This window comes from Streptomyces sp. NPDC090445 (assembly GCF_044769385.1).
Taxonomy (GTDB): domain Bacteria; phylum Actinomycetota; class Actinomycetes; order Streptomycetales; family Streptomycetaceae; genus Streptomyces.
This window is the reverse complement of record NZ_JBIVXV010000002.1, coordinates 392,762-416,731: the sequence shown is the minus strand read 5'-3', so window position 1 is coordinate 416,731 and position 23,970 is coordinate 392,762. Positions and strand designations below refer to the sequence as shown.

The following is a 23,970-nucleotide window of genomic DNA, read 5'->3' as shown; positions in this document are numbered from 1 at the left end:
GCCCTTTTTCGGGCCTTGCGTGGCGTTGACCAGTGGAAACCTCTCCACCAGCACCCGAGAACGACCCCGTGAGGAGGTGGGGAGGCCCCCCAAAACACCAGCTCGGGGACCGGAGCGTGGTGGCACCCCTGCCCGCGTACGGGTTTCGCGGTCGCCGGCCGTCAGGTCCGTTCGATCTCCGCCATGAGCAACCGCAGCGTCAGGGAGTGCTTCTCCGGCGGCAAGGCGTCCAGCGCTGTCCGGGCGTAGGCGGCTCCGCCCAGGAGGTCTCCGGACCGGGCGAGCATGAGCCCCCGGTGCATCTCTAGGTGTGTCGCGAACCGGGGCAGCTCTGCGGGGAGTTCCCGGCGTGCTGCTTCCTGTGCTTCCACGGCTCCCCGTTCATCTCCCAGACGGGCCAGGAGGAGGGACAGGAAGACGTTCATTCGCCACCAGGGCACGGCGTAGTCACTGGTCTGCTCGTGCGACCCCGCCTTGTCGAAGATGCGCCGGCCACGGTCCGCCAGGTGGAGTGCTGTTGTCCGATCCCCTCGGATCGCTGCCGCGTGCGCCTTGCCCATCACAGCGTTGAGGAGGCCGAGGGAGGGGCGATCCGATATCGCCATGGCTTGGTCGGCAAGCACGTCAGCGACCCCGAGGGACGCGCCTTCGTAGCCCAGGGCGATAGCCGCACGGCCCCGGACCCACACGCGCGCTTCGTCGTTGCCGGACTCGTCAGCAGCCGTCGCTGCCATCCGGTACCAGTGCACCGCCTTGGAGCCGTCCGACCCCGGGAACGTCTTGGCGTAGAGGGTCATCAGGCGGGAGGCGACGGACCACAGCCGGGGGTCATCGAGTTGCTGTTGCACGGTGACGAGTTCGCCGGAGACACGTCGTTGGATGTCCGCCGCGCCCATGGACATGTACTGGGTGCCGTACGTCGTGAGCTTGGCCTCCCACTCGTCTGTTGACGGCCCTCCACGCAACCGGGCGGCGAATCCTGCGCTGATCAGATCGGAGGCGACGACAGGGGCTATGGCGGCCCCGGCCACGTCGGTAAGGAACTCACGTCGGTCCACTTCACCTTCAAGGACAGCTAGGGGAACGTCGAGTACGGCGGACAGTGCGGCCAGGTGGAACGGGCCTGGCCTGACCTTGGAACGCTCCCAGTTGCTCACGTACTCCCGGGTCAGTGTCGTGCCGTGAACCTTGTTGATCTCCGAAGCTAACCGCCCCTGGCTCCAGCCACGAGCCGTGCGGAGATCCCGAATCAGCTCCCCGATGTCCATGCGGCCATCTTGCTACTAGGGATGCCACTAGACAGAGAGATTCCGGGGCCCAGGGGACGGTTGCCACTACGGATCACACTAGGCCGGGCTTCCTGGCGGCGAAACGATGCCCGCACCGAGGGTGACACGGAGGTGCAGCATGGCGACGGCAGCACGACAGGAAGCGACCCGGCCGGAGGGTTCGGAGCCTCCCGCCCATGAATGCGGGGTGTGCTGCGCGCTCGACGCCGACCTGAAGGGGGCCGAAGCGGTCGGAAACCTGGGCGCCGTCGAGTCGCTGCGTACCGAGCTGCGCAACCACTCCCGCGACAGGGGCGCGGCATGACCGTTCGAGCCGTCCTCCGCTTCGTCCGCTACGTGATGCACCGCCATCCGTCGGCGGAGACGACCGCCACGGCACGGTGCCTGAATCCGGACTGCCAGTGGGCGGCCGCTCCGACGGGCAACGCGGACGTGTGCACCGACATGTGCATCGAGCACACGGGGCGGACGGGGCACATGACGTTCCTGCGGGAGTTCTCGGAAGTCGCCGTGGTGGAGCGGGTCCGGTGAGGGGGCGGTCCCGGCTGACGGTCAGCGTGCTCAGCGGGGGCTCAGCCGGCCCCGTGCTGGTCTTCCGGTCTGGTGACCCCGTACGCCCGCTGGTGCGCGACCCGATCGACGTGGCGCGCTTCCGCCGTGAGGGCTACTGGGAGGGCTTCGGGGACGTGTTCCCGCCCTGTGAGTGTCTGCGCTGCCTACGGGCCATGTGGGACTTCGAGACTCCCCGCCCGTGACGGGTGGGGCGAACATGCACGACGGCGCGGGGGCCGCTCCCCCGCAGCACGGCGAAGGGAAGGCACCATGACCACGATTCCCGACTTCGAATTCCGCACGTCCTCAGCGTGCACCTACGAGAACAACAACCCGCGCTGCGTCGAGGTGGCCACCAACGTGCCCGGCAAGGTGGTCGTCCGCAGCTCCGTGACCGGCCGGGCGGTGGAGTTCACCGCCATGGAATGGACCGACTTCCTGAGCGGTGCCAAGCTGGGCGAGTTCGACCTCTCGGCCTAGGAGACGCGGTGCAGGAGTGCCCCCGCTGTGGCGGCGAAGCGGTGCCGGACGCGGAGCATCACCCGATGCTGTGGTGCCTGTCCTGCTGGCACTCCTGGGCCCTCCCCCGAGAGATCCGGTGTACAGGCTCCTTGCCCCGTCTCGCGCCCGGACTGCGCGCGCTGGACGAACACCGGGACCTGAACCGCTGAGCCAGCCGCGAGCCCCGTCCGGCGACGGAGACCGACCCCGCCGGGCGGGGCTCCTATGCTTGAGTCGCCGGCGTGAATCACCCACAGGTGGGGCTCTATGTGAGTGCCTTGACACCCTTGTTGATCTTCACGATGCTCATGGCCGCCATCCTAGGGATGAGGCGGGGGATATCGTCGTTCCGGGTAAATCAACGCAGCAGCCAGGCCAAGCCGGGGTTGCGTTCATCAGGTGGGAGGGCCTGCGAGGCGTGGCCGACACGGCGGAGCACAGCGGGGCGGACGAACATGCCGGGGTCATAGGCGGGGGCGGCAGACGCGGCGGGGGCCGGGCCGCGCGGCCCGGGCGCGGCCGGGGTGTCGGCGGGGGCGGCGGGCTCGCGGTGGCGCGGCTGCTCCTGTGGGCGTTCGTCGCGGTCCTCGCCGCCCGGCAGGCTGCGGCCGTGCTGCGCGTGCCGCCCGGGGAGCGGCTCGCCGGCCTGCACCTTCCCGGTGTCCTGTCTGGCTCGCTGTACGACGCCGGGCAGTTTTCCGGGCAGTTCTCCGGCACGCCGTTCGCCGGGCTCCTCCTGAAGTCCTTTCCGAAGCCCTTCCTCGGGCTGGGTGCGCCGTCCTCGCTGCTGCCTGCCTGGACCTGCGTGACGCTGCTGTGCGTCGCCGCCGTCGGGCTGGTCGCCGCGCGCGGCCTGCCCGGCCCCGTGCCGCCGCGGACCGCGCTGCTCGCCGCGCCCGCCCTGGTCGGGCTGATGCTGGTCTCGCTGCCCGTCCGGGAGGCCGCCGCGCCCGGTCAGAGCGCCGTCCTGCCCGTGTCGCCGGTCCTGCTGCTCCTGCTGCTCCCGGCGGTCCTGCCCGTGCTGCTGGTGCTGCTGGCCGTGTTCCGGGTGCCCGGCGGACGCCCCGCCGGCTTCCTGCTCGGCCTCGCCGCCGCCCTCCAGCCCGCCCTCCTGCTGTTCGCGCTGCTGCAGTGGCGCTCCGGCCGCCGCACCGCCGCCCGGACCGCCGCCGTCACCTGCGCCGGCGCGACCGCCCTCGCCTGGGCGGCACTGCCCGGCGACTCGTGGACGTACTGGGTGCACCACCTCGCCGGCACCGGCCTCGGCGGCACCCCCGCCGCCCCCGCCAACCAGTCCGTGCACGGCGCCCTGCTGCGCCTCGGCCTGACCGGCCCCGCCGAGGTCCTGCTGTACGCGGTCCTCGCCGCCGCCATCGCCTGGACCGGGATGCGGCGCGCCGTCCGCTACGCCCGCGACGGGCAGCTGCTGCTCGCCGTCGCCGTCACCGGGTGCGTGGCCGTCGCCGTCACCCCGGCCGGCTGGCGCCACCAGCTGCTGTGGCTGCTGCTCGCCGTGGCCGGCAAGGTCGGCAGCCGTGCCGCCGACCGGCGCGTGTGGCCCGTCGCCGTGGTCCTCGCCGCGACCCTGCCCAGCTCCGTCCTGCTGCCCAACATCGCCGTACTGGCCCCCGTACGGGACAACGTGCTGCTGCTGACGGCGCTCGCCGCGGCCTGCGCGGTGCCGTTCCTGCCGCGCTCCTCCCCGTACTGGCGCGAGCCCGTCCCGACCGCGTACGGGCAGCCGGCTGCCGCCCGGTGGCGGGCCGTGCCGCTGATGCCGTTCTGGCGGCGCGTGCTGTCGCGCCCCAACCTGCTGCTCGAACTGCTCCTCATACGCGTCGGCTACTCGATCTACTCGCACATACGGGCCGCCGCACCCGCCGGCCGCAGCCACGCCGAGGCGCACGGCAGGCAGATCATCGGCATCGAGCGCACCCTCGGCATCGACATCGAACACGCCGTCAACCAGGCCGTGGTGAACACTCCCTGGCTGGAGAAGTTCTTCAACTTCTACTACACGTCGTTCCACTTCGTGATTCCGCTGACGATCCTCGGCGTCCTGTACTGGCGCCGGCCCGGCGACTACCGCTGGGCGCGCGCCTCCCTCGGCCTGGCCACCGTCCTCGCGCTCGCCGGCTTCTGGCTCTACCCGCTGGCGCCGCCGCGCCTGATGCCCGGCCTGGGCTTCATCGACACCGTGCACGGCCCGCAGGACCTGGCCAATCCGCAGTACGGGGCGATGACCGCGATCTCCAACCAGTACGCGGCGATGCCCTCGCTGCACTTCGGCTGGTCGCTGTGGTGCGGGGTGGTGATCGTCGCGCTCGCGCCGAAGGCCTGGCAGAAGCTCCTCGGGGCGCTGCACCCGCTGATCACGGTGTGCGCGATCGTCGCCACCGCCAACCACTGGGTGCTCGACGCGGCCGGCGGGGCGGTCGTCGTCGCCGCCGGGTTCGGGCTCGTGTACGTACTGTCCGGGCCGCGCCGGCCGGCGGTTGCGCTGCCGGGGCTGCCGGGGCAGCGGAGTGCCGGAGGTGACGGTGCGGGGGGTGCCGGGGGTGAGGGGGATGTGGGGGCTGCCGGTGGTCCGGGTGCTGCCGGTGGTGCCTCCGGGGAGGCCGTTGTCCGGGTGCCGTCGGCGTCCGCGCGGCCGTAGGCGATGGTCCGGCCCGGGCGTTCAAGAATGACGGCCCGGGGGCGGTGAATTGGCGGTCTGTCCACCGCGGGGGGCGTGGAGCCGCTGCGGCCGCGTCAGCTGGCCGTAGGGGCGCCGGGCAGGACTGCTCCGGCGCCCCTTCGGTGGATCGCCGCGTTCTGTCAGGATCCGCCCGCGCCGTCACTCCCGCCACTCGGGCGCGGTCCGGCGCCCGGGCTCACTGATCCGGGGCCGTCGGCAACTGCGGCAGCCAGCCAGCCAGCCAGCCAGGGCAGCTACGGCAGCCACGGCAGCTACGGCAGCTGTGCGAGGACCAGGGCGACCGCCGCGTCCGCCGTGTCGGTTTCGCCGATGACGCGTGTGAGGCTGGGGCTCAGTACGCGGAACCGGCCGTCGCGCAGCGGCTCGACAGCCGGGGTGTCCGTCTCGGTCGGCAGGCCGCCGCCGGAGCCGAACCGCAGGACGCAGCGGGTGGTGAACGGATACAGCCGCCGCAGCTCAGGCTGTGCGGAGGCGGCCTCGATCAGCGCGAGGACACCCCGCCCCGCGGCCGCGGCCTGGGAATCACCCCGGTCGAGCATCAGCCGCCACGTCGTCGGGAGACGCTGCCAGCACGCCTCCACGCTCTCGTCGGTACCGCTGTCCTGGAGGTTCATCCGCGCAGTCTGACGGTGCTGCAGCCGCCGCGACAATCCTCCGGACGGCATCGATGGCGGGCCGTTACCGCGGCTTGTCGCGATCGTCGCCTCACCGCGTGCAACCCCCGGTCCAACAGTGGAGGACAGTGGAGAAGAGCGGATATCACCGGAGATCGCGGAGAACACCGGGCAAGCGCAGCAAGCGCGGCCAAGCGCGGCCAAGCGCGGCCAACGCCGCCGAACTCCCCGAAACGGCCCACCTGCCCACCTGCCCATCGGCTCACCGGCGCCTGCCGTCCCGGACCGGTTCCGCCCCGCCCGTTCAGGCGTGGCTGACCCGGAGCTCCTTGATGCCGTTCAGCCAGGCCGCGCGCAGCCGCCGCGGCTCGCCGGCCAGCCGCAGGTCGGGCAGGGCGTCGGCGAGGGCGTTGAAGATCAGGTCGATCTCCAGGATGGCCAGGGACTTGCCGAGGCAGAAGTGCGGTCCGCCGCCCCCGAAGCCGAGGTGCGGGTTCGGATCGCGGGTGATGTCGAAGGCGTCCGGGTCCGCGAAGACCTCGGGGTCGTGGTTGGCGGAGGCGTAGAAGAGCCCGATCCGGTCGCCCGCCTTGATCTTCTGCCCGCCGAGCTCGGTGTCCTGCGTGGCGGTGCGCTGGAAGGACACCACGGGGGTGGCCCAGCGCACGATCTCCTCGGCGGTGGTCGCCGGCCGGGCCGCCTTGTACAGCTCCCACTGCTCGGGGTGGGTGAGGAAGGCGTGCATGCCGTGGCTGATGGCGTTGCGCGTGGTCTCGTTGCCCGCGACCGCCAGCAGGAGGACGAAGAACCCGAACTCGTCGGAGCTCAGGTTGCCCTGGCCCTCGGCGGCCACGAGCTGGGTGACGATGTCCTTGGCCGGGCACTCCTTGCGGGCCGCGGACATGTTCATCGCGTAGCCGATGAGCTCCATGGCGGCCTCGGCTCCGACCGCCTCGGTGATGGCGTACTCGGGGTCGTCGTACGCGATCATCTTGTTGGACCAGTCGAAGATGCGCAGCCGGTCCTCCTGCGGTACGCCGATCAGCTCGGCGATGGCCTGCAGCGGGAGCTCGCACGCGACGCGCGTGACGAAGTCGAAGCTCGCGTCGTCGGTGCCGGCGCCGGCGCCGGTGCCGGCGCCTGTGCCGACGCCCGTCGCCTCCGCGCGCGCCTGTGCCACGATGTTCCGCGCTCGTTCGCGCAGGGCGCCCTCCAGGCCCCGGATCGCCCGCGGCGTGAAGCCGCGCTGCACGATCTGGCGTACGCGGGTGTGCTCCGGCGGGTCCATGTTCAGCATGATCAGGCGCTGGGCCTCGATCTGCTCGCGCTGGATGTGCGGGTTGAAGCGGATGATGGCCGTGTTGACGGTGGAGGAGAACAACTCCGGGTGCGTGGACACGTACTTGACGTCCGCGTGCCGGGTCACGGCCCAGTAGCCCTCGTCGTCGAACCCGGTGATGCCGCGCGGCTGGGCGCACCACCACACGGGCGCGGTCTGCCGGAGCCGTGCGAACTCGGGGAGCGGGACCCGGTCCTGGAGGAGGTCGGGGTCGGTGGCGTCGAAGCCCTCGGGCAGCGCGGGACAGGTCATCGGGGCAACTCCAAGTCTGACGAACCATCAGGAAGTTGAAGTGGCTGAAACGTAGTAACGAGTTCTAGAAGTGACAAGGGCTTGCGCGCCAACTGTTGCGTGGGGAATCCGTGGAGGCCGGGTGCAAGACCCTTGCGTGCCGGGCCCAGGGGTCATAAGACTGCGGGGGGAACTAGAACGCGTACTAGTTCAGGCGGGGCGCCGGGACGGCCCGCCGCGTCGGCACTGCGCAGGAGAGGACGAGCTCATGGCCGCGGAACCCGTCATCGTCGAAGCAGTACGCACGCCCATCGGCAAGCGCGGGGGCACGCTCGCCAACCTCCATCCCGCCTACCTGCTCGGCGAGACCTACCGCGAGCTCCTCGCCCGTACGGGCATCCAGCCGGACTGCGTCGAGCAGATCGTCGGCGGCACCGTCACCCACGCGGGCGAGCAGTCGATGAACCCCGCCCGGACCGCCTGGCTCGCCATGGGCCTGCCGTACGAGACCGGCGCGACGACCGTGGACTGCCAGTGCGGCAGCTCCCAGCAGGCCAACCACATGGTCGCCAACATGATCTCCGGCGGTGTCATGGACATCGGCATCGCCTGCGGCGTCGAGTCGATGAGCCGGGTACCGCTGGGCTCCGGATCCAAGCACGGCCCCGGCAAGCCCTTCCCGGACGAGTGGAACGTCGACCTGCCCAACCAGTTCGAGGCCGCCGAGCGGATCGCCCGCCGCCGGGGCCTGACCCGCGAGGACGTCGACCGGCTCGGACTGCTCTCCCAGCAGCGGGCGGCCACCGCCTGGGCCGAGGAGCGGTTCAAGCGCGAGACCTTCGCCGTCCAGGTCCCCACCACCGAGGAGGAGCAGGCGGCGGGCCAGGGCATGTGGCGCCTGGTCCACCGCGACGAGGGCCTGCGCGACACCGGCATGGAGGCCCTGGCCGGGCTCAAGCCGGTCATGCCGACGGCGGTGCACACCGCCGGGAACTCCTCCCAGATATCGGACGGCTCCGCCGCTGTGATGTGGGCCTCCCGCCGGATGGCCCGCGCCCTGCGGCTCAAGCCGCGCGCCCGGATCGTCGCCCAGGCCCTGGTCGGCGCCGACCCGCACTACCACCTGGACGGCCCGATCGACGCGACGCGGGCCGTGCTCGGCAAGGCCGGGATGTCCCTCAAGGACATCGACCTCGTCGAGATCAACGAGGCCTTCGCATCCGTCGTGCTCAGCTGGGCCCAGGTCTTCGAGCAGGACCTCGACAAGGTCAACGTCAACGGCGGCGGCATCGCCCTCGGCCACCCCGTCGGCGCGACCGGCGCCCGCCTGATCACCACCGCACTGCACGAGCTGGAACGCCGCGACAAGGAATTTGCCCTGATCACCATGTGCGCGGGCGGCGCGCAGGCCACCGGGACGATCATCCAGAGGCTGTGAGGCGGAGGCGCCGAGACCGTGAGGCCGTGAGGCCGAGGGGCGTACGACAGGGCGCCTTCGGCGCCGCATGAACCCTGTGGGATGGGATGGGAAGGCGAAGGCCCCGGTGGCCGGCCTGGGGAGGCCGGCCACCGGGGCCTTCGTGTGCTCACGCGTTCGCGCGTTCGCGTATTTTGCGTGTGTGCGCGATCAAGTCCGTGTGGTGCCACCGGCTTAGTACCAGTGGTTGGCCTGCCAGAAGTTCCAGGCCTCGACCGGGGAGCCGTAGCGCTCGTTCATGTAGTCCAGGCCCCACTTGATCTGGGTGGCCGGGTTGGTCTTCCAGTCGGTGCCGGCGGAGGACATCTTCGACGCCGGCAGGGCCTGGACCAGGCCGTACGCGCCGGAGGAGGCGTTGGTGGCGGTGTGGTTCCAGCCGCTCTCGTGGGAGACGATCTTGTCGAAGGCGGCGAACTGGGCCGGGTCCTTGATCATCTGCTGTGCGATCGCCTTGGCACTCGTGGGCGCGGCCTGGGCCGGGACGGCGGCCAGCATGGAACCGGCGGCGGCAAGGCCGATCACGGTACCCGCGAGGGTCTTCTTGGAAGCGGCGATGCGGCGGATGACGGTGTTGGACACGGAGGGCCTTCCGTAGGGGACAAGGTCGGTCGCGGCATGCCGGAGGCATGCGTGAGCCACTCACGGGGTGGAGGGGTTCGTCCCGGCGGGGGGGCTGTGCGCCCCGGCCGCCTCGGCGACAACACCAGTTAGCCAGGCCGCCGCCGCCCCGGCAAAGCCCCCCTCCTACTACCGGGCCTCGCAGGCCGGGGTGGTCCGCGGGGTGCCGCGGGTGGTCGGGTCCGTGCAGGCGGGAAGGGGTTCGGGGCGGGGGCGGCGGGTGCCGCGCGGGCTACTAGGGCGGGCCGTATGTGACGTGGGTCCTGTGGGGCGCCTCACCGCCGGAGGGCCCAAATGTCACCTTCTGTGGCCGCTTGTGCCTGTTTCATGGTGTGTCCCGGGCCACCTTCGGCCCCGAATCGAAGGAGACGGGGGCGTCGAACGCCGCTTTCCGAGTCGCCCGGCGGAGTGCCTTCAGCAGCGTGCCGCCGAGGGCGAGGGTCAGTACGACCGTCAGCGCGGCCCGGCCCAGGTCCCAGCCCAGCGAGGTCGCCAGGCAGTACGCCAGGAACCGCGCCAGGTTCGCCGCGACCGGATCCCCCGGATGGAAGGACACGCCCTGGCCCATGCCCTGCAGCAGGACCCAGCCCTGCAGGTTCATGATCGTCCCGTACGCGAACGAGCCCGCGAACCCGTACGCCGCCAGCATCGCCAGCTCCGCCCGGCCCCGGATCCGCTCCGGCCCGGGCAGCAGGCCGGCGCCCAGCGCGAACCAGCCCAGGGCCAGCATCTGGAACGGCATCCACGGCCCGACCCCGCCGGTGAGCAGGGCCGACGCGAACATCGTCACCGAGCCCAGGACGAAACCGAAGCCGGGGCCGAGGACCCGGCCGCTGAGCACCATCAGGAAGAACATGGGCTCCAGGCCGGCCGTCCCCGCACCCAGCGGCCGCAGTGCGGCGCCCACCGCGGCGAGGACGCCGAGCATCGCCACCGCCTTGGCGTCCATGCCCTGGTCGGCGATGGTCGCGACGACGACGCCGACGAGGAGGGGGAGCAGCGCCGCGAAGAGCCAGGGGGCGTCCTGGGAGTGGGCGAGCCCGGACTGGCGGTCGGCGAGCAGCGGCCACCCGAACGCGGCGATCCCGATCAGGGTGACGAGGACGAGGGCGGCCGCGGCCCGCGGGCCGATCCGCACGGGGCGGTGGTTTGCCGGGCGGCTCGCGGGGTGGTTCGGCGCGTGGTGTGCGGGGTTGTTTGCGCGGTGGTTCGGCGCGTGGTGTGCGGGGTTGTTCGCGGGGTTGTTTGCGGGGTGGTTCACGGCGCTCCCTCCGGTGCACCCGGAGCGGACGGGCTGCCGGCCCCGGCGGTCGGCACCTCGGGCCGTGGGGCAGCGGACGCCAGGGCCGCGGCGACCTCCGGCACGGTGAGCCAGTGGCCGGGCGCCAGGATCTTGGCCACCTGCGGTGCGAACGCCGGCGACGACACCACGACCTCGGCGGTCGGCCCGTCCGCGACGATCTCACCGCCGGCCAGGACGACCACCCGGTGGGCCAGCTCCGCGGCCAGCTCCACGTCGTGCGTGGCCAGGACGATCGCGTGCCCCTCGGCGGCGAGCCCGCGCAGGATCCCGATCAGCCGGGCCTTGGCCGCGTAGTCCAGGCCGCGGGTCGGCTCGTCGAGCAGCAGCAGCGCCGGCCGGCCGGTCAGCACCAGGGCGAGGGCGAGGGCGAGCCGCTGCCCCTCGGAGAGGTCGCGGGGGTGGGTGCCGTCGGCCACCTCGGGCAGCAGCGCCGACACCAGGCCCCGGCAGGTGCCGGGCGCCGCCCCGGCGTCGGCGTCCGCGGCCGCGCACTCGGCGGCGACCGTGTCCGCGTACAGCAGGTCGCGGGGCTCCTGCGGGACCAGCCCGACGCGGCGCACCATCTCCGCCGGCGGGGTGCGGTGCGGCACCCGGCCGCCGACCGACACCTCGCCGCCGGCCGGGGCGAGGGTGCCGACCAGGGCGCCGAGGAGCGTGGACTTGCCGGCGCCGTTGCGGCCCATCAGCGCCACCGTCTCACCGGCTGCCACCGCGAGGTCGACGCCGTGCAGGACCTCCGCCCGGCCGCGGCGCACCGAGAGGGCGCGGGCCAGGGCCACCGGGGTGCGGGTGTCCGGGAGGGAGGCCGCGGTCGCGGTCGGGGTCGGGGGCGGGGTCGGGGGCGCGCTGGGGCCGGAGGTGCGGCCGAGCAGGCGGGCCAGGAGTCCGGGGCGGCGGGTGGGGGCCGTCGTCGTCGCCGTCCCTGTCGCTATCCCCGCCGTCGCCGCTGTCGTCCCGGCGTCGGGCGTGGGCTCGGGCTCGGCGTGGGCGGGGTCTGGGTGCGGGTGTGGGGGTGCTGATGGGGGAGCCGTCTGCGGCTGGGCGGTCGCCCCGGACAGGCGGGCGCGCAGCGGGGGTGCCAGGCGGCGGGCGTCGCGGACCGACAGGGGGAGCGGGGACCAGCCGGCCAGCCGGCCCAGCGCGACCACCGGCGGGTGGACCGGCGAGACGGCCATGACGTCCGCGGGGGCTCCGATGACCGGAGCCGCGCCCGGCCCGGGCAGGAGCAGCACGCGGTCGGCGTACTGCACCACCCGCTCCAGGCGGTGCTCCGCCATCAGCACGGTGGTGCCCAGGTCGTGGACCAGCCGCTGGAGCACCGCGAGGACCTCCTCCGCGGCCGCCGGGTCCAGGGCGGAGGTGGGCTCGTCCAGGACCAGCACCTTGGGGTGCGTGGTCAGGACCGAGCCGATGGCGACCCGCTGCTGCTGCCCGCCCGACAGGGTGGCGAGGGGGCGGTCGCGCAGCTCGTTCAGGCCCAGCAGGTCCAGGGTCTCCTCGACGCGGCGGCGCATCACGGCGGGTGCCAGGCCCAGGGACTCCATGCCGTACGCCAGCTCGTCCTCGACCACGTCCGTCACGAAGTGGGAGAGGGGGTCCTGGCCGACCGTGCCGACGACGTCCGCCAGCTCGCGCGGCCGGTGGGTACGGGTGTCCCGGCCGTCGACGGTGACGCGGCCGCGCAGGGTGCCGCCCGTGAAATGGGGGACGAGGCCGGAGACCGCTCCGAGGAGCGTGGACTTGCCGGAGCCTGACGGGCCCACCAGCAGCGTCAGCTCTCCCTCGGGGACGACGAGGTCGGCGTCGCGGAGGGCGGGCTGCGGGGCGCCGTCGTAGGTGACCGACACCTGCTCGAAGCGGATCACTGCGACGCCTCCTTCCTCTGGTTGTGGTGCGGGGTGGGCTGGGGGCCGGGTACTGGCGGTCCGGGGGTGGGGGCTGCCGGTCCTGGGGTGGCGGCTGCCGGTTCGGGGGTGCGGGCCGCAGGTTTGCGTTTGCCGGTCGGGTTGGGGTCGCCTGCCGGTTCGGGTGTGCCGGTTGGTGCGGGTTCGCCTGTCGGTTCGGGTGTGCCCGTTGGTCCCGGTACCGGTGCCACGACCGCCGGGAGCAGGCCGATCAGCACCGCGGCCGCCGGCCACAGCGGCAGCACCGGCGCCGTCAGCGGGACCACCCCCGGCCGCAGGGTCTGCGGGTCGGCTCCGGAGGCGTACACGAGGGCCGCGGCGACGACCGCCCCCGACCCGGCGACCAGCCACGCCCGCACCCCCCACCGGTCGGGCCGGTAGCGGGTCCGGACGCTGCGCCGCCCGCCGAGCCGCAGGCCCGCGAGGGCGAGGGCGAGGCCGATGAGCAGGACGGGCAGGCCGTACGCGGCCCCTTCGGCGGCGAGCAGTCCGTACGTGCCCGCGCACATGCCGAGCAGGCCGCCCAGGGTGAGCACGGTGGTGGTGTGCCGGACGGCGGGCGGGACCTGGGCGGTACGGCCGTACCCGCGCGCGTCCATCGAGGCGGCGATCGCGATGGAACGCTCCAGGGCGCCCTCCAGGACCGGCAGGCCGATCTGCAGGATGGCCTTGACGCCGCCGGTGGGGCGGCCGCGCAGCCGGCGGGCGGTGCGCAGGCGGGCCACGTCGGCGACCATGTTCGGCGCGAACGTCATGGCGACGACGACGGCGACGCCCGCCTCGTAGAGGGCGGCCGGGAGGGATTTCAGCAGGCGGGCGGGGTTGGCGAGGGCGTTCGCCGCACCGATGCAGACGAGGAGGGCGGCCAGCTTGGCCCCGTCGTAGAAGGCGAAGACGAGCTGCTCGGCCGTGACGCGGCCGCCGAGGCGGATGCCCTGCGCCCATGCGGGGAGGGGGACCTCGGGGAGCGTGAACAGCACGTGCGAGCCGGGGATCGGTGAGCCGAGGAGTACGGAGAACAGCAGCCGCAGGCCGATCACGAACAGGCCGAGCTTGAGGAAGGCGGCGTACGAGCGCGCCCAGGGCGCGGACGTACGGCGCGCGGCGACGACGTAGCCGGCCACGGCGATGATCAGCCCGAGGAGGAGCGGGTTGGTGGTCCGCGACGCGGCGGTGGCCAGCCCCAGCGCCCACAGCCACCACGCCCCCGCGTGCAGGGCGTTGCCGCGCCGGGCTTCCGGGGCGGCGTACCTGCGCGTGGGGGCGGCGACGCGGCGGATGGTGCGGGTGGTGCGTGGGGTGGGGGTGGTGCGCGGGGTGCGGGTGCGCGGGATACCGGGGGTCATCGGCGGCGTTGGGCGGATCGCCAGACGGCGGCCCCTGCCACGCCGGACAGCACGGCCAGGCCGGCCAGGGGGCCTACCCACGGGCTGTCCTTCTCCTCTTCCCCTTCCTTCTCTTCCTTCTTTTCCTTCTCCGCTGTTGCTTCCGGCTGCTGAGTGCTCTTGGCCGCGCCGTTGCCGTTGCCGTTGTCGTTGTCGTTGTCCTGCGGCGCGGCGTCCGTGATCTGCTCGCCGCAGCCCTGCTTCGGGTAGCCCGAGATCGCGCAGAGCAGCGCCGCGCTGTTGTAGCGAAGCGGCTTGGCCACCTCCGCCAGGGCCTCCGCGGCCGTGGCCTCCGGGGCGAGCTGCGCGCAGGCCGTGCGCGGGGCGTCCTGCGGCGGGGCGTCGCCGGCCGGGGCGTCGGCGGCCACGCCGAAGTCGACGACCACGGCGACCCGCTTCCGGCCCGGCGCCGCCGGGGTCGTGGAGCAGACCGTGTCGAAGTCCGCCGCCGCCCGCGGCCGGGCGGCCTCGGCGGCCGCGTCCTTGCTCACGGCGAAGCGGAAGCCCTGGACCGAGCCGTCGGCCGGGCGGGCCGTCGACGGGCCCTGCGTGGCGTACGACCACTGGCCGCCCGCGCCGTCCCAGTACGACCAGTAGCGGTACCCCGCCGCCAGCGCGGGCGAGGCCGCGAGGAGGGGGACGGGGAGGGCGAGGAGGACTGTCAGGGCGGCGAGGACCAGGGTTCGTGCGGCGCGCGTTCGGGTGCTGGTGCTGGTGCTGGTGCGCGTGCCGAAGCGGAGGCTCTGCATCAGAGCTGGTTCTTCTTGCGGCGGCCGCTCAGCAGGATGCCGATGCCCGCGCCGGCCGCGGCGCCCGCGCCGATCATCCACCAGATGTTCTGGTCGTCCGAGTCGGTCTTCTTGCCGTCGTTGTCGTCCTTGGTGCCGCTCGGCTCCGGCGTGCCCGCGGCCTGCGGGGCGGGGCCCGTGGCGTTCAGGGCCGAGACGAGGTCCGTGCCGCCGAACGCCTTCGGGTCGGTGCCCGTCGCGTGCGCGGCCAGGACCAGGGTGCCGAGGGCCGCCGGGCTGCCCTTCGCCCACTCCGAGGAGTTGCCCTTCAGCCACTCCAGCGCGCCCGCCGCCGACTGCTTGTGCCCGGCCGCGGCCAGGGCGATCACCGCGTCGACGGTGTTGCCGGTGTCCGCGGTCGGCTGGTCCGAGCCGGGGGTGACGGCCATGAGGTGGTCGCCGCCCTTCTTCAGCGCCTCGGCCAGGTAGCCGGCCCCCGCCAGGCCGGCGGCGTCAGGCTCGGCGGACGCGGCGCAGGCCGACGGGCCCGCGGGGGTGTCCTTCGCCGCCGGGGCGACGACCGCGCCCTTGCCCAGGGCGGCCAGGGTCGCGGCGGCCGTCGCGTCGGCGTTGGGCAGCAGCTTCCCGTCGGCCGGCTGGTAGGCGAAGGCACCCCCGTCGGAGGGCGGCTGCGCGGCGCAGCCCAGCCGGAACGCGAGCAGGCCCTCGTACGCGGACTTGCCGGCCTTCGACTTCACCTCGGCCGGCTTCTCGCCCGCCACCGTCAGGGCGCTGACGACCACGGCGGTGGAGTTGGCGTCGCTCGGGGAGCCGGGGACGAAGGCCCAGCCGCCGTCCTCGTTCTGGACGGACTTCAGCCAGTCCACGCTCTTCTTCACGGCCGCGTCCTGGCCGCCCAGCGTCTTCAGGGCCTGGACGGCCATCGCCGTGGCGTTCGTGTCGTACATCGTCGTGGCGTCGCAGGCCGCGGCGGCGTCCGCGCGGAAGGAGGCGAAGCCGCCGTTCACGCACTGCTGCCCGGCCAGCCAGGCGACGGCCTCCTTGGCGGGCTTGACGCCGACCGTGTGCTGGGCGAGCAGCGCCACGGACTGCCGCCACACGCCGTCGTACGTGGGGTCGTTCTTGCCGTACAGGCCGGAGGGGATCACCGGGGGCGCCGAGGCCGCCGGGGACGGCGCGGAGGGCGCGAACGGCGCGAAGGGCGTGGAGGGCGCGGCGAAGGCCGCGGGGGCGGCACCCGCGCAGAGCACGGCGGAGGCTGCGAGCGCTGCGGCGCTGCGGCGGATGTTCATGCGGGCGGGTGCCTCTCCTGCTGGGGGAGCGGGAGGCAGGCGCGCGCAGGCACCGGGCTCCGGCTCCGTTGACCTCGACGGTGCCGGCCGCCGGGGACTCCGGCGGCACGAGCCGCGCACCTTCGTGTACGGGGCAGTCCGGCTGCCGACCGGCGGGGCGCGGGGCGGGTCACGGTTGCGGGTCAGCGCCGGAATTGCACCGGCTTCCCCCCGTACGGAAGGGTGGACGACGGCATCACTGTACCGGCCGGTATCGGGGGGAGGGGTGGCACAGGTGCTGGGTGACCCTTACCGGTGGGGTTGGGGGGTATGGGGGGGGTCCTCCTTTTCCTTGCTCCTCCTGTTGCTTCTCCTTGCCCTTCTTTCTCAGAGTGCGCGGTACGTGGTCGGGTCGCTGCCCGGTACCGGTTCGGCCCGGCCCTGTTTCACGAGGCGCCGCACGTGCGCCTCCGCTTCCGAGACGGCGATGTTGCGGGAGCCGTACGGGATCTGCTCCCAGGGCCGGTTCCACTCCATGCGTTCCGCCAGCCCCCACGGGGTCAGCGGCTCGGCCAGCAGCTCCCACAGCCCGGCCAGCCGTTCCTCGTGGTGGCGCAGCAGTGCGCGGACCCGGGCCGGGGCGTCGGTGAAGGCGTGCTGGTGGGCGGGGAGTACCTCCGCGGGGTCCAGTCGGGCGATGCGTTCGAGCGAGTCGAGGTAGTCGCCGAGGGGGTCGGTGGCGCGGGTGCCCTCCGGAGCCTCCGGGGCCGCCGCGGCCGCCAGGGCTGCCGGGTCCTCGTACAGGCCGATGTGCGGGGAGATCCCGGGCAGCAGGTGGTCCCCGGAGAAGAGGCGGCCGTTGCCGGGCAGGTTCGCCGGGTGGGCTTCCTCAAGGTGCAGGCAGACGTGGCCGGGGGTGTGCCCGGGGGTCCAGACGGCGCGGAGCCTGCGCCCGGCGAGGGGCAGCAGCTCGCCGTGGACGATCTCCCGGTCGGGGACGGCGGCACACAGGCCGGGCAGGGTCCGCATCCGGCCGCTCGCGTGGGCCGCCCGCAGCGGGGCGATGTGCTCGTCGGGGGCTCCGGCGGCGGCGAGCTTGGCGGTCATGTAGTCGAGCCAGACGGCGGGCTCGGCGGAGCGGGTCCGCAGGACGACCTCGGTGTCGGCGGCGTGCAGGGCGATCCAGGCGCCGGAGGCGTCCCGGACCTTGCCGGAGAGGCCGTGGTGGTCGGGGTGGTGGTGGGTGATGACCACGCCGTGAATGTCGGAGACCGCGATGCCTAGGGTTTCCAGGCCGGCGGTGAGGGTGTTCCAGGAGTGCGGGTCGTCCCAGCCGGTGTCGACGAGGACGGGGCCGCGGTCGGTGTCGAGGACGTGGACGAGGGTGTGGCCCAGGGGGTTGTCCGGGATGGGCACCTTGATGGCTGCCACGCCGCCGCCGTGGTGGGTGACGTCGGGGGTGGGAGTGGGGGTTGGGGTGGAGATGGGGGCGGGGGTGGGGGTGGGGGTTGGGGTTGGGGGAGTGGGTGCGGCTTCTGGTTCTGGGTTGGCTTCTGCTTCTGCTTCGGTTTTTGTCGCTGTTTTCGCTTTCGCCGGCGCGTGGTGTTGCATGTCGTCTCCCTGATGAGAACGTGTTGCATTGGTAGCCCAAGTCGACCATCCGGGGGGCTTTCTGGCTAGCCGTTGGATCTTTTTCGGGGTTCTGTCCTGGTCGTGGACTCCTGGAACTAGAACTGGTATCAGTTCGGGAACGCCAAGCCGGAGGAGGCATCAGCCATGACCGAGCGCGTGGAGCACCGACAGCTGTTCATCGGCGGGGAGTGGGCGGATCCGCTGGGCACCGGGACGATCGAGGTCGTCTCCCCTCATACGGAACAGGTCATCGGCAGCGTTCCGCATGCGTCCCGGGGCGACGTGGACCGGGCCGTGGCCGTCGCCCGCCGGGCCTTCGACGAGGGCCCCTGGCCCCGGATGCCCCTGGACGAGCGGATCGCGGTCGTCACCCGGATCAAGGACGCGATCGCCGTCCGGCACGAGGAGATCGCCCGGTCGATCAGCTCCCAGAACGGCTCCCCGTACTCCTGGAGCATCCTCGCCCAGGCGCTCGGCCCGATGATGGTCTACGACGCCGCGATCCAGGTCGCGCGCGCGTACGCGTACGAGGAGCACCGGCAGGGTGTGCTCGGGCCGATCCTGGTGCGCCGGGAGCCGGTGGGCGTGGTCGCGGCCGTCATCCCGTGGAACGTGCCCCAGTTCGTGGCCGCGGCGAAGCTCGCGCCCGCGCTGCTGGCCGGGTGCACGGTGATCCTCAAGCCGTCCCCCGAGGCGCCGCTGGACTCGTACATCCTCGCCGACATCGCCCGGGAGGCCGGGCTGCCCGAGGGGGTGCTGTCGGTGCTGCCGGCCGACCGGGAGGTGAGCGAGTACCTGGTGGGCCACGCGGGTGTCGACAAGGTGGCGTTCACCGGGTCGGTGGCGGCCGGGAAGCGGGTCATGGAGGTCGCGGCCCGCAATCTGACCCCGGTCACCCTGGAGCTGGGAGGGAAGTCCGCCGCCGTCGTGCTGCCGGACGCCGACCTGGAGGCCGCCGTCGCCGGGATCGTCCCCGCGGCCTGGATGAACAACGGGCAGGCGTGCGTCGCCCAGACCCGGATCCTCGCCCCGCGCAGCCGCTACGGGGAGGTGGCCGAGGCGCTTGCCGCGGCGGCCTCCGCGCTGGTGGTCGGCGACCCCCTCGACCCGGCGACCCAGCTCGGCCCGCTGGTGGCGCGCAGGCAGCAGGAGCGGTCGTTGGAGTACATCCGGATCGGGCAGGAGGAGGGTGCCAAGGTCCTGGTGGGCGGCGGCCGGCCGGCCGGGCTGGAGCGGGGCTGGTACGTCGAGCCGACACTGTTCGGGGACGTGGACAACGGGATGCGGATCGCCCGGGAGGAGATCTTCGGGCCCGTGGTGTGCCTGATCCCGTACGCGGACGAGCGGGAGGCGCTCGGGATCGCGAACGACTCCGAGTTCGGGCTGAGCGGGAGCGTCTGGACTGCCGATGTCGAGCACGGCATCGACTTCGCCCGGCAGGTGCGGACGGGCACCTTCAACGTCAACACGTTCAGCCTGGACATGCTGGGGCCGTTCGGCGGCTACAAGAACAGCGGGATCGGGCGGGAGTTCGGGCCCGAGGGGCTGGGCGAGTACCTGGAGCACAAGATGATCCACCTGCCGGGTGGGTACGAGGCCGGGGCCGGGGCCGGGGACGGGGCTTGAGGGCGGTGTCCGTGACGGGTGACAGGTGGCAGGTGCAGGTGGATCGGGGCGTCTGCATCGGGTCGGGGATGTGCGTGAACCACGCCCCGGAGGGCTTCGCCCTGGACTCGGCGCGCCAGTCGCACCCCCGGGAGGCGGAGATCGATGCGAACGAGCCGATTCTGGTGGCGGCCGAGGGGTGTCCCGTCGAAGCGATCGTGATCACGCTGGCCGGGAGCGGGGAGGCGGTATTTCCGCCCGAGGAGTAGGAGGAGGGTGAGGGAGGGGAGGGAGGGGCGGGGGCTTCCCGGGCGCCCATTGGCATTCCGGGTCGGGCCGGTCCCTCAAGGGCGCTCCTCCTTCGTCGTCGCGTCGCTGAAGCGATGGCCTGCGGCCACCCTTGACCGACCGACCCGCCCCGGAATGCCGACAGACTCCCGGGAAGCCCCGGAGGAACGGCCAGGGGGACGGATGGGCATGCGGCCCTCGTCCGAGATGCGGCGGGCGGGTTTTCGGCGGCCGGTTCCGCCGGGTGCCGACTTCGTCAGGTGTCGACTCCGCCGGGTGTCAGGTGTCGACTCCGCCGGGTGTCAGGTGTCGACTCCGCCGGGTGCCGGGTGCCGGGTGCCGGGTGCCGGGTGCCGGGTGCCGGGTGCCGGGTGCCGGGTGCCGGGTGTGGTGGGGATGCGTGGTCGCCTGGTTTTGCCGGCCGTTGCCCTGGGCGGGCGGCGGGATCAGGACTTTTCGGGAGACGTGAGGTCGATCAGGCGGCAGACCGTTTCGATGTCGATTTTGACCTGGGCGATCGAGGCGCGGCCCGACAGCCACGTGATGAGGGCCGAGTGCCAGGTGTGCTCGATGACGCGGACCGCTGACAGCTGCTCCGCGGTGGGCGGGGCGTCCAGGCCCATCGCGTCCAGGATGATGGCGGTCGTCAAGCGGGACACGGTGTCCACCTCGGGGCTGACGCTGCGGTCGGCGAAGGTCAGGGCGCGGACCATGGCGTCCGCGAGGTGGGGTTCGCGCTGCAGGGCGCGGAAGGCGCGCATCAGGGTTTCCGCGACGCGGGCGGCGGGGTCCTCGGCGGCCGGGGGGCGCTTGCGGAGGGTCGTGTGCATGTGCTGGAGCTGGTCCTGCATGGTGGCGACCAGCAGGTGCACCTTCGAGGGGAAATAGCGGTACAAGGTGCCCAGTGCGACGCCGGCCGCCTCGGCGACCTCGCGCATCTGGACGGCGTCGAAGCCGCCGCGGCCGGCCAGTTGGGCGCTCGCGTGCAGGATGCGGCGGCGGCGGGCCTCCTGGCGCTCCGTCAGAGGTGCCGAGGTGTTCGGTTGCGCTGTCATGTGCCCCGTTCCGTGCGCTCCTGGCAGGCGGCGCTGTCGTGGCGCGAATCACCTGCTCCGCCTCTTACGGTGTGGTTTCCGGCCGGTAGATTCAATGCTCTTCGACGGATCAAGTCTGAAACTTGTTCTACATTATCCGAGCGGTTACGCTCCGGCGAAAGTTGCAGGGAGAAGGGGGCCGAGAGTGACCGCAGAGGCCGTGGTGACGAGCCCTTTCGCAGGGTCGGTGACGGACGGTGACCGGCCGTTGCGGATCGCGCTCCTGACCTATAAGGGGAACCCGTTCTGCGGGGGACAGGGCGTCTACGTCCGGCATCTTTCGCGTGAGCTCGTTCGGCTCGGGCACTCTGTGGAAGTGATCGGCGCGCAGCCCTATCCCGTGCTTGAGGGCGGGGCCACGCTGACCGAGCTGCCCAGTCTCGACCTGTACCGCCAGCCCGACCCGTTCCGTACGCCCAAGCGCGAGGAGTTCCGGGACTGGGTCGATCTGCTTGAGGTCGCCACCATGTGGACCGGCGGGTTTCCCGAGCCCCTGACGTTTTCGCTGCGGGCGAGGAGGCATTTGGCCGCCCGGGCCGGCGAGTTCGACGTCATTCACGACAACCAGACTTTGGGTTACGGGTTGTTGAGCGGGCTGGGTGCGCCTCTGGTGACCACCATCCACCACCCGATCACCGTCGACCGGAAGCTTGAACTGGATGCCGCCCAGGACCGCCTGAGGCGGTTGTCCGTGCGGCGCTGGTACGCCTTCACGCGGATGCAGGGGCGGGTCGCGCGGCGGCTGCCCTCCGTGCTGACCGTCTCCGGCTCGTCCAAGCAGGAGATCGAGGAGCACCTGGGGGTGCGGGGCGAGCGGATCCACGTCGTGCACATCGGGGCCGACACCGAGTTGTGGTCGCCCGATGCGTCGGTGGCCGAGGTGCCCGGGCGGATCGTGACCACGTCGAGTGCCGACGTTCCGCTGAAGGGGCTCGTGTACCTCGTCGAGGCGCTGGCGAAGCTGCGTACCGAGCAGCCCGGCGCCCACCTCGTGGTCGTCGGCAAGCGGGCCGAGGAGGGGCCCGTCGCGCGGGCGATCGAGACGTACGGGCTTCAGGACGCCGTGCGGTTCGTCAAGGGCGTGACGGACGAGGAGCTCGTCGATCTCGTGCGGAGTGCGCAGGTCGCGTGCGTGCCGTCGCTGTACGAGGGCTTCTCGCTGCCGGCGGCCGAGGCCATGGCCACCGGTACGCCGCTCGTCGCCACCACGGGTGGTGCCATTCCCGAGGTCGCCGGTCCTGACGGCGATACCTGCCTCGCGGTGCCGCCCGGTGATGCGGGTGCGCTGGCCGCGGCGCTCGGGCGGCTGCTGGGCGACGCACAGCTGCGGGCCCGGCTCGGTGCCGCCGGGCGCGAGCGGGTGCTGGACCGGTTCACGTGGGCCAAGGCCGCCGAGGGCACCGTCGCGCACTACCGGGCGGCCATCGAGCAGGCGCGCCGGGTCCGCTGACTTCATGTTTTCCACCGATCACCCCCGCGACTGCGAAGGCAGGATCCCGTGCTGACCGTCGATTTCTCCCGGTTCCCGCTCGCCGCAGGCGACCGCGTACTCGATCTGGGCTGCGGCGCAGGCCGCCACGCCTTCGAGTGCTACCGGCGCGGCGCCCAGGTCGTCGCGGTCGACCGCAACGGCGAGGAGATCCGCGAGGTCGCCAAGTGGTTCGCCGCGATGAAGGAGGCCGGCGAGGCCCCGGCCGGTGCGACGGCGACGGCCATGGAGGGCGACGCCCTGGCGCTGCCGTTCCCGGACGACTCGTTCGACGTGGTCATCATTTCCGAGGTCATGGAGCACATCCCCGATGACAAGGGCGTGCTCGCGGAGATGGTGCGCGTGCTCAAGCCGGGCGGGCGCATCGCCGTCACCGTGCCGCGGTACGGGCCGGAGAAGGTGTGCTGGGCGCTGAGCGACGCCTACCACGAGGTCGAGGGCGGCCACATCCGGATCTACAAGGCGGACGAGCTGCTCGGGAAGATACGGGCCGCGGGGCTGAAGCCGTACGGCTCGCACCACGCGCACGCGCTGCACTCCCCGTACTGGTGGCTCAAGTGCGCGTTCGGCGTGGACAACGACAAGGCGCTGCCCGTGCGCGCCTACCACAAGCTGCTGGTCTGGGACATCATGAAGAAGCCCCTGGCGACGCGGCTCGCGGAGCAGGCGCTCAACCCGGTCATGGGCAAGAGCTTCGTGGTGTACGCGACCAAGCCGCACCTCCCCGTCGGCGAGGCCCAGTGAGCTCCACCGGGCGTACCGAACGCCTGGCCCTGGACGGTGTGCTGACGGCCGCGGAGGCCGCGGCGACCGTGGCCGGGATCCTTGCCGCGCAGCGCTCCGACGGTGCCATCCCGTGGTTCCGCGGGCACCACCTGGACCCGTGGGACCACACCGAGGCCGCGATGGCGCTGGACGCGGCGGGCGAGCACGAGGCCGCCGAGCGGGCGTACCTGTGGCTGGCCCGGCACCAGAACGCGGACGGCTCCTGGCACGCGGCCTACGCGGACCGCCCGGACGGTGTGGACACCGCCGAGCCGCAGGACGCCGGGCGGGAGAGCAACTTCGTCGCGTACGTGGCCGTCGGGGTGTGGCACCACTACCTGGCCACCGGCGACGACCGGTTCCTGGAGATGATGTGGCCGGTCGTGCATGCGGCCGTGGAGTTCGTCCTGGGCCTCCAGCAGCCGGGCGGCGAGATCGGGTGGAAGCGGGAGGCGGACGGCACGCCCGTCACGGACGCGCTGCTCACCGGCTCGTCCTCCATCCACCAGGCGCTGCGCTGCGCCCTGGCGATCGCCGAGCACCGGGAGGACCCGCAGCCGGACTGGGAGCTGGCGGCGGGTGCGCTCGGGCATGCGATACGCCGGCACCCGGAGCGGTTCCTGGACAAGGACCGGTACTCGATGGACTGGTACTACCCGGTGCTGGGCGGGGCGGTCACGGGTGCTCAGGCGCAGGAGCGGATCGAGGGGCGCTGGGACGAGTTCGTCGTGCCGGGGCTGGGGGTGCGGTGCGTGCTGCCGAACCCGTGGGTGACCGGCGGGGAGTCCTGCGAACTCGCGCTCGCGCTGTGGGCGATGGGGGAGTCGGACCGGGCGCTGGAGATCCTGCGGTCCATCACGCACCTGCGTGCGGACAACGGCATGTACTGGACGGGCTACGTCTTCGAGGACGAGGCGGTGTGGCCCGTCGAGCAGACGACCTGGACCGCCGGTTCGCTGCTGCTGGCCGTGGCCGCGCTCGGCGGTGACGAGGCCACGACGGCCGTGTTCGGCGGGCTGGAGCTGCCGGCCGGCCTGGAGCCGGACTGCTGCACCGGCGGATGATGCGGGCGGGGCGGCGGCCCCGCCAGTCGGGTGACCCGGACGGGTGGCCCGAGTGGCGGGGCCGGTGCCCCGGGGTGACGCTGCGGGGGACACCTCACTCCC

At 72.8% G+C, this 23,970-nt stretch carries 22 protein-coding genes and 1 riboswitch; of the genes, 11 read left to right on the top strand and 11 right to left on the bottom strand.

Annotation, left to right across the window (positions count from 1 at the left end; all coding sequences use genetic code 11):
* Positions 1 to 161 precede the first annotated feature (161 nt).
* A complete protein-coding gene (locus ACIQUT_RS06575; protein WP_403560114.1) occupies positions 162 to 1,268 on the bottom strand; it encodes a helix-turn-helix domain-containing protein in 1,107 nt (368 codons plus the stop codon).
* 139 nt (positions 1,269 to 1,407) lie between these two features.
* Here ACIQUT_RS06575 and ACIQUT_RS06570 point away from each other — a divergent pair, with 139 nt between their 5' ends.
* The 5 genes from ACIQUT_RS06570 (at position 1,408) to ACIQUT_RS06550 (ending at position 4,998) form a co-directional block, all read left to right on the top strand.
* Positions 1,408 to 1,593, top strand: a complete 186-nt coding sequence (locus ACIQUT_RS06570) for a hypothetical protein (RefSeq protein ID WP_403560112.1) — start codon at positions 1,408 to 1,410, stop codon at positions 1,591 to 1,593.
* Positions 1,590 to 1,820: a hypothetical protein gene (locus ACIQUT_RS06565; protein ID WP_403560110.1), complete on the top strand. Its 231-nt coding sequence runs from the start codon at positions 1,590 to 1,592 to the stop codon at positions 1,818 to 1,820. The genes ACIQUT_RS06570 and ACIQUT_RS06565 overlap by 4 nt, the downstream gene beginning before the upstream one ends.
* The gene (locus ACIQUT_RS06560; RefSeq protein ID WP_403560109.1) at positions 1,817 to 2,044 is read left to right on the top strand and encodes a hypothetical protein; all 228 of its coding nucleotides are present in this window, start codon (positions 1,817 to 1,819) and stop codon (positions 2,042 to 2,044) included. The genes ACIQUT_RS06565 and ACIQUT_RS06560 overlap by 4 nt, the downstream gene beginning before the upstream one ends.
* Before the next feature lie 67 nt (positions 2,045 to 2,111).
* Positions 2,112 to 2,321, top strand: coding sequence for a DUF397 domain-containing protein (locus tag ACIQUT_RS06555; protein ID WP_403560107.1), 210 nt, complete (start codon positions 2,112 to 2,114; stop codon positions 2,319 to 2,321).
* Between the two features lie 439 nt (positions 2,322 to 2,760).
* A complete protein-coding gene (locus ACIQUT_RS06550; RefSeq protein WP_403560105.1) occupies positions 2,761 to 4,998 on the top strand; it encodes a phosphatase PAP2 family protein in 2,238 nt (745 codons plus the stop codon).
* Positions 4,999 to 5,291: 293 nt separating this feature from the next.
* Here the strand turns inward: ACIQUT_RS06550 and ACIQUT_RS06545 are convergent, their stop codons facing one another.
* On the bottom strand, positions 5,292 to 5,654 hold the full coding sequence (locus tag ACIQUT_RS06545) for a DUF6193 family natural product biosynthesis protein (RefSeq protein WP_403560103.1): 363 nt from the start codon (positions 5,652 to 5,654) through the stop codon (positions 5,292 to 5,294).
* A 304-nt stretch (positions 5,655 to 5,958) separates the two neighbouring features.
* Positions 5,959 to 7,245 (bottom strand): cytochrome P450, encoded by a 1,287-nt coding sequence (locus tag ACIQUT_RS06540; protein ID WP_403560101.1) that lies wholly within the window; start codon positions 7,243 to 7,245, stop codon positions 5,959 to 5,961.
* A 247-nt stretch (positions 7,246 to 7,492) separates the two neighbouring features.
* On the opposite strand from ACIQUT_RS06540, the gene ACIQUT_RS06535 reads away from it, so the two are divergent.
* The gene (locus tag ACIQUT_RS06535; RefSeq protein ID WP_403560100.1) at positions 7,493 to 8,662 is read left to right on the top strand and encodes a steroid 3-ketoacyl-CoA thiolase; all 1,170 of its coding nucleotides are present in this window, start codon (positions 7,493 to 7,495) and stop codon (positions 8,660 to 8,662) included.
* 213 nt (positions 8,663 to 8,875) lie between these two features.
* Here the strand turns inward: ACIQUT_RS06535 and ACIQUT_RS06530 are convergent, their stop codons facing one another.
* The 7 genes from ACIQUT_RS06530 to ACIQUT_RS06500 all read right to left on the bottom strand — a co-directional run bounded on the left by ACIQUT_RS06530 (position 8,876) and on the right by ACIQUT_RS06500 (position 17,416).
* Positions 8,876 to 9,280, bottom strand: coding sequence for a transglycosylase SLT domain-containing protein (locus tag ACIQUT_RS06530; RefSeq protein WP_403560098.1), 405 nt, complete (start codon positions 9,278 to 9,280; stop codon positions 8,876 to 8,878).
* Positions 9,281 to 9,644: 364 nt separating this feature from the next.
* Positions 9,645 to 10,457 (bottom strand): ECF transporter S component, encoded by an 813-nt coding sequence (locus tag ACIQUT_RS06525; RefSeq protein WP_403560611.1) that lies wholly within the window; start codon positions 10,455 to 10,457, stop codon positions 9,645 to 9,647.
* A 119-nt stretch (positions 10,458 to 10,576) separates the two neighbouring features.
* On the bottom strand, positions 10,577 to 12,487 hold the full coding sequence (locus ACIQUT_RS06520) for an ABC transporter ATP-binding protein (protein WP_403560096.1): 1,911 nt from the start codon (positions 12,485 to 12,487) through the stop codon (positions 10,577 to 10,579).
* Positions 12,484 to 13,872: an energy-coupling factor transporter transmembrane protein EcfT gene (locus tag ACIQUT_RS06515; protein ID WP_403560094.1), complete on the bottom strand. Its 1,389-nt coding sequence runs from the start codon at positions 13,870 to 13,872 to the stop codon at positions 12,484 to 12,486. Before ACIQUT_RS06515 ends, ACIQUT_RS06520 begins: the two co-directional genes overlap by 4 nt.
* Positions 13,869 to 14,660, bottom strand: a complete 792-nt coding sequence (locus tag ACIQUT_RS06510) for an SCO2322 family protein (RefSeq protein WP_403560092.1) — start codon at positions 14,658 to 14,660, stop codon at positions 13,869 to 13,871. Before ACIQUT_RS06510 ends, ACIQUT_RS06515 begins: the two co-directional genes overlap by 4 nt.
* Complete coding sequence (locus ACIQUT_RS06505; protein ID WP_403560090.1) at positions 14,660 to 15,952, bottom strand: prenyltransferase/squalene oxidase repeat-containing protein; 1,293 nt, start codon at positions 15,950 to 15,952, stop codon at positions 14,660 to 14,662. Before ACIQUT_RS06505 ends, ACIQUT_RS06510 begins: the two co-directional genes overlap by 1 nt.
* 131 nt (positions 15,953 to 16,083) lie before the next feature.
* A riboswitch (cobalamin riboswitch) is annotated at positions 16,084 to 16,162 on the bottom strand.
* A gap of 156 nt (positions 16,163 to 16,318) precedes the next feature.
* Positions 16,319 to 17,416: an MBL fold metallo-hydrolase gene (locus ACIQUT_RS06500; RefSeq protein WP_403560609.1), complete on the bottom strand. Its 1,098-nt coding sequence runs from the start codon at positions 17,414 to 17,416 to the stop codon at positions 16,319 to 16,321.
* Between the two features lie 291 nt (positions 17,417 to 17,707).
* Between ACIQUT_RS06500 and ACIQUT_RS06495 the strand changes: the two genes are divergently transcribed.
* Together ACIQUT_RS06495 and ACIQUT_RS06490 are read left to right on the top strand one after the other, a co-directional pair.
* A complete protein-coding gene (locus ACIQUT_RS06495; RefSeq protein ID WP_403560088.1) occupies positions 17,708 to 19,189 on the top strand; it encodes an aldehyde dehydrogenase in 1,482 nt (493 codons plus the stop codon).
* Between the two features lie 68 nt (positions 19,190 to 19,257).
* The gene (locus ACIQUT_RS06490) at positions 19,258 to 19,437 is read left to right on the top strand and encodes a ferredoxin (RefSeq protein ID WP_403560608.1); all 180 of its coding nucleotides are present in this window, start codon (positions 19,258 to 19,260) and stop codon (positions 19,435 to 19,437) included.
* 465 nt (positions 19,438 to 19,902) lie between these two features.
* Here ACIQUT_RS06490 and ACIQUT_RS06485 read toward each other — a convergent pair whose 3' ends face one another.
* Entirely contained in the window at positions 19,903 to 20,511 is a 609-nt protein-coding gene (locus tag ACIQUT_RS06485; RefSeq protein ID WP_403560086.1) for a TetR family transcriptional regulator, read from the bottom strand.
* Positions 20,512 to 20,695: 184 nt separating this feature from the next.
* Here ACIQUT_RS06485 and ACIQUT_RS06480 point away from each other — a divergent pair, with 184 nt between their 5' ends.
* Genes ACIQUT_RS06480 through ACIQUT_RS06470 form a run of 3 tightly spaced genes read left to right on the top strand, consistent with a single transcriptional unit; the run spans position 20,696 to position 23,868 of the window.
* Positions 20,696 to 22,000 carry a glycosyltransferase family 4 protein gene (locus ACIQUT_RS06480; protein WP_403560084.1) on the top strand — a complete coding sequence of 435 codons (1,305 nt, stop codon included), beginning with the start codon at positions 20,696 to 20,698 and terminating at the stop codon, positions 21,998 to 22,000.
* A gap of 48 nt (positions 22,001 to 22,048) precedes the next feature.
* The gene (locus ACIQUT_RS06475; protein WP_403560082.1) at positions 22,049 to 22,783 is read left to right on the top strand and encodes a class I SAM-dependent methyltransferase; all 735 of its coding nucleotides are present in this window, start codon (positions 22,049 to 22,051) and stop codon (positions 22,781 to 22,783) included.
* Positions 22,780 to 23,868, top strand: a complete 1,089-nt coding sequence (locus ACIQUT_RS06470; protein WP_403560080.1) for a prenyltransferase — start codon at positions 22,780 to 22,782, stop codon at positions 23,866 to 23,868. The genes ACIQUT_RS06475 and ACIQUT_RS06470 overlap by 4 nt, the downstream gene beginning before the upstream one ends.
* The last annotated feature ends 102 nt before the right edge of the window (positions 23,869 to 23,970 follow it).

Excerpts from the sequence above, each read along its gene's own strand:
- ACIQUT_RS06575 (WP_403560114.1), bottom strand. The coding sequence starts at position 1,268 with ATGGACATCGGGGAGCTGATTCGGGATCTCCGCACGGCTCGTGGCTGG.
- ACIQUT_RS06570 (WP_403560112.1), top strand. The coding sequence starts at position 1,408 with ATGGCGACGGCAGCACGACAGGAAGCGACCCGGCCGGAGGGTTCGGAG.
- ACIQUT_RS06565 (WP_403560110.1), top strand. The coding sequence starts at position 1,590 with ATGACCGTTCGAGCCGTCCTCCGCTTCGTCCGCTACGTGATGCACCGC.
- ACIQUT_RS06555 (WP_403560107.1), top strand. The coding sequence starts at position 2,112 with ATGACCACGATTCCCGACTTCGAATTCCGCACGTCCTCAGCGTGCACC.
- ACIQUT_RS06545 (WP_403560103.1), bottom strand. The coding sequence starts at position 5,654 with ATGAACCTCCAGGACAGCGGTACCGACGAGAGCGTGGAGGCGTGCTGG.
- ACIQUT_RS06540 (WP_403560101.1), bottom strand. The coding sequence starts at position 7,245 with ATGACCTGTCCCGCGCTGCCCGAGGGCTTCGACGCCACCGACCCCGAC.
- ACIQUT_RS06535 (WP_403560100.1), top strand. The coding sequence starts at position 7,493 with ATGGCCGCGGAACCCGTCATCGTCGAAGCAGTACGCACGCCCATCGGC.
- ACIQUT_RS06515 (WP_403560094.1), bottom strand. The coding sequence starts at position 13,872 with ATGACCCCCGGTATCCCGCGCACCCGCACCCCGCGCACCACCCCCACC.
- ACIQUT_RS06510 (WP_403560092.1), bottom strand. The coding sequence starts at position 14,660 with ATGCAGAGCCTCCGCTTCGGCACGCGCACCAGCACCAGCACCAGCACC.
- ACIQUT_RS06505 (WP_403560090.1), bottom strand. The coding sequence starts at position 15,952 with ATGAACATCCGCCGCAGCGCCGCAGCGCTCGCAGCCTCCGCCGTGCTC.
- ACIQUT_RS06495 (WP_403560088.1), top strand. The coding sequence starts at position 17,708 with ATGACCGAGCGCGTGGAGCACCGACAGCTGTTCATCGGCGGGGAGTGG.
- ACIQUT_RS06490 (WP_403560608.1), top strand. The coding sequence starts at position 19,258 with ATGTGCGTGAACCACGCCCCGGAGGGCTTCGCCCTGGACTCGGCGCGC.
- ACIQUT_RS06485 (WP_403560086.1), bottom strand. The coding sequence starts at position 20,511 with ATGACAGCGCAACCGAACACCTCGGCACCTCTGACGGAGCGCCAGGAG.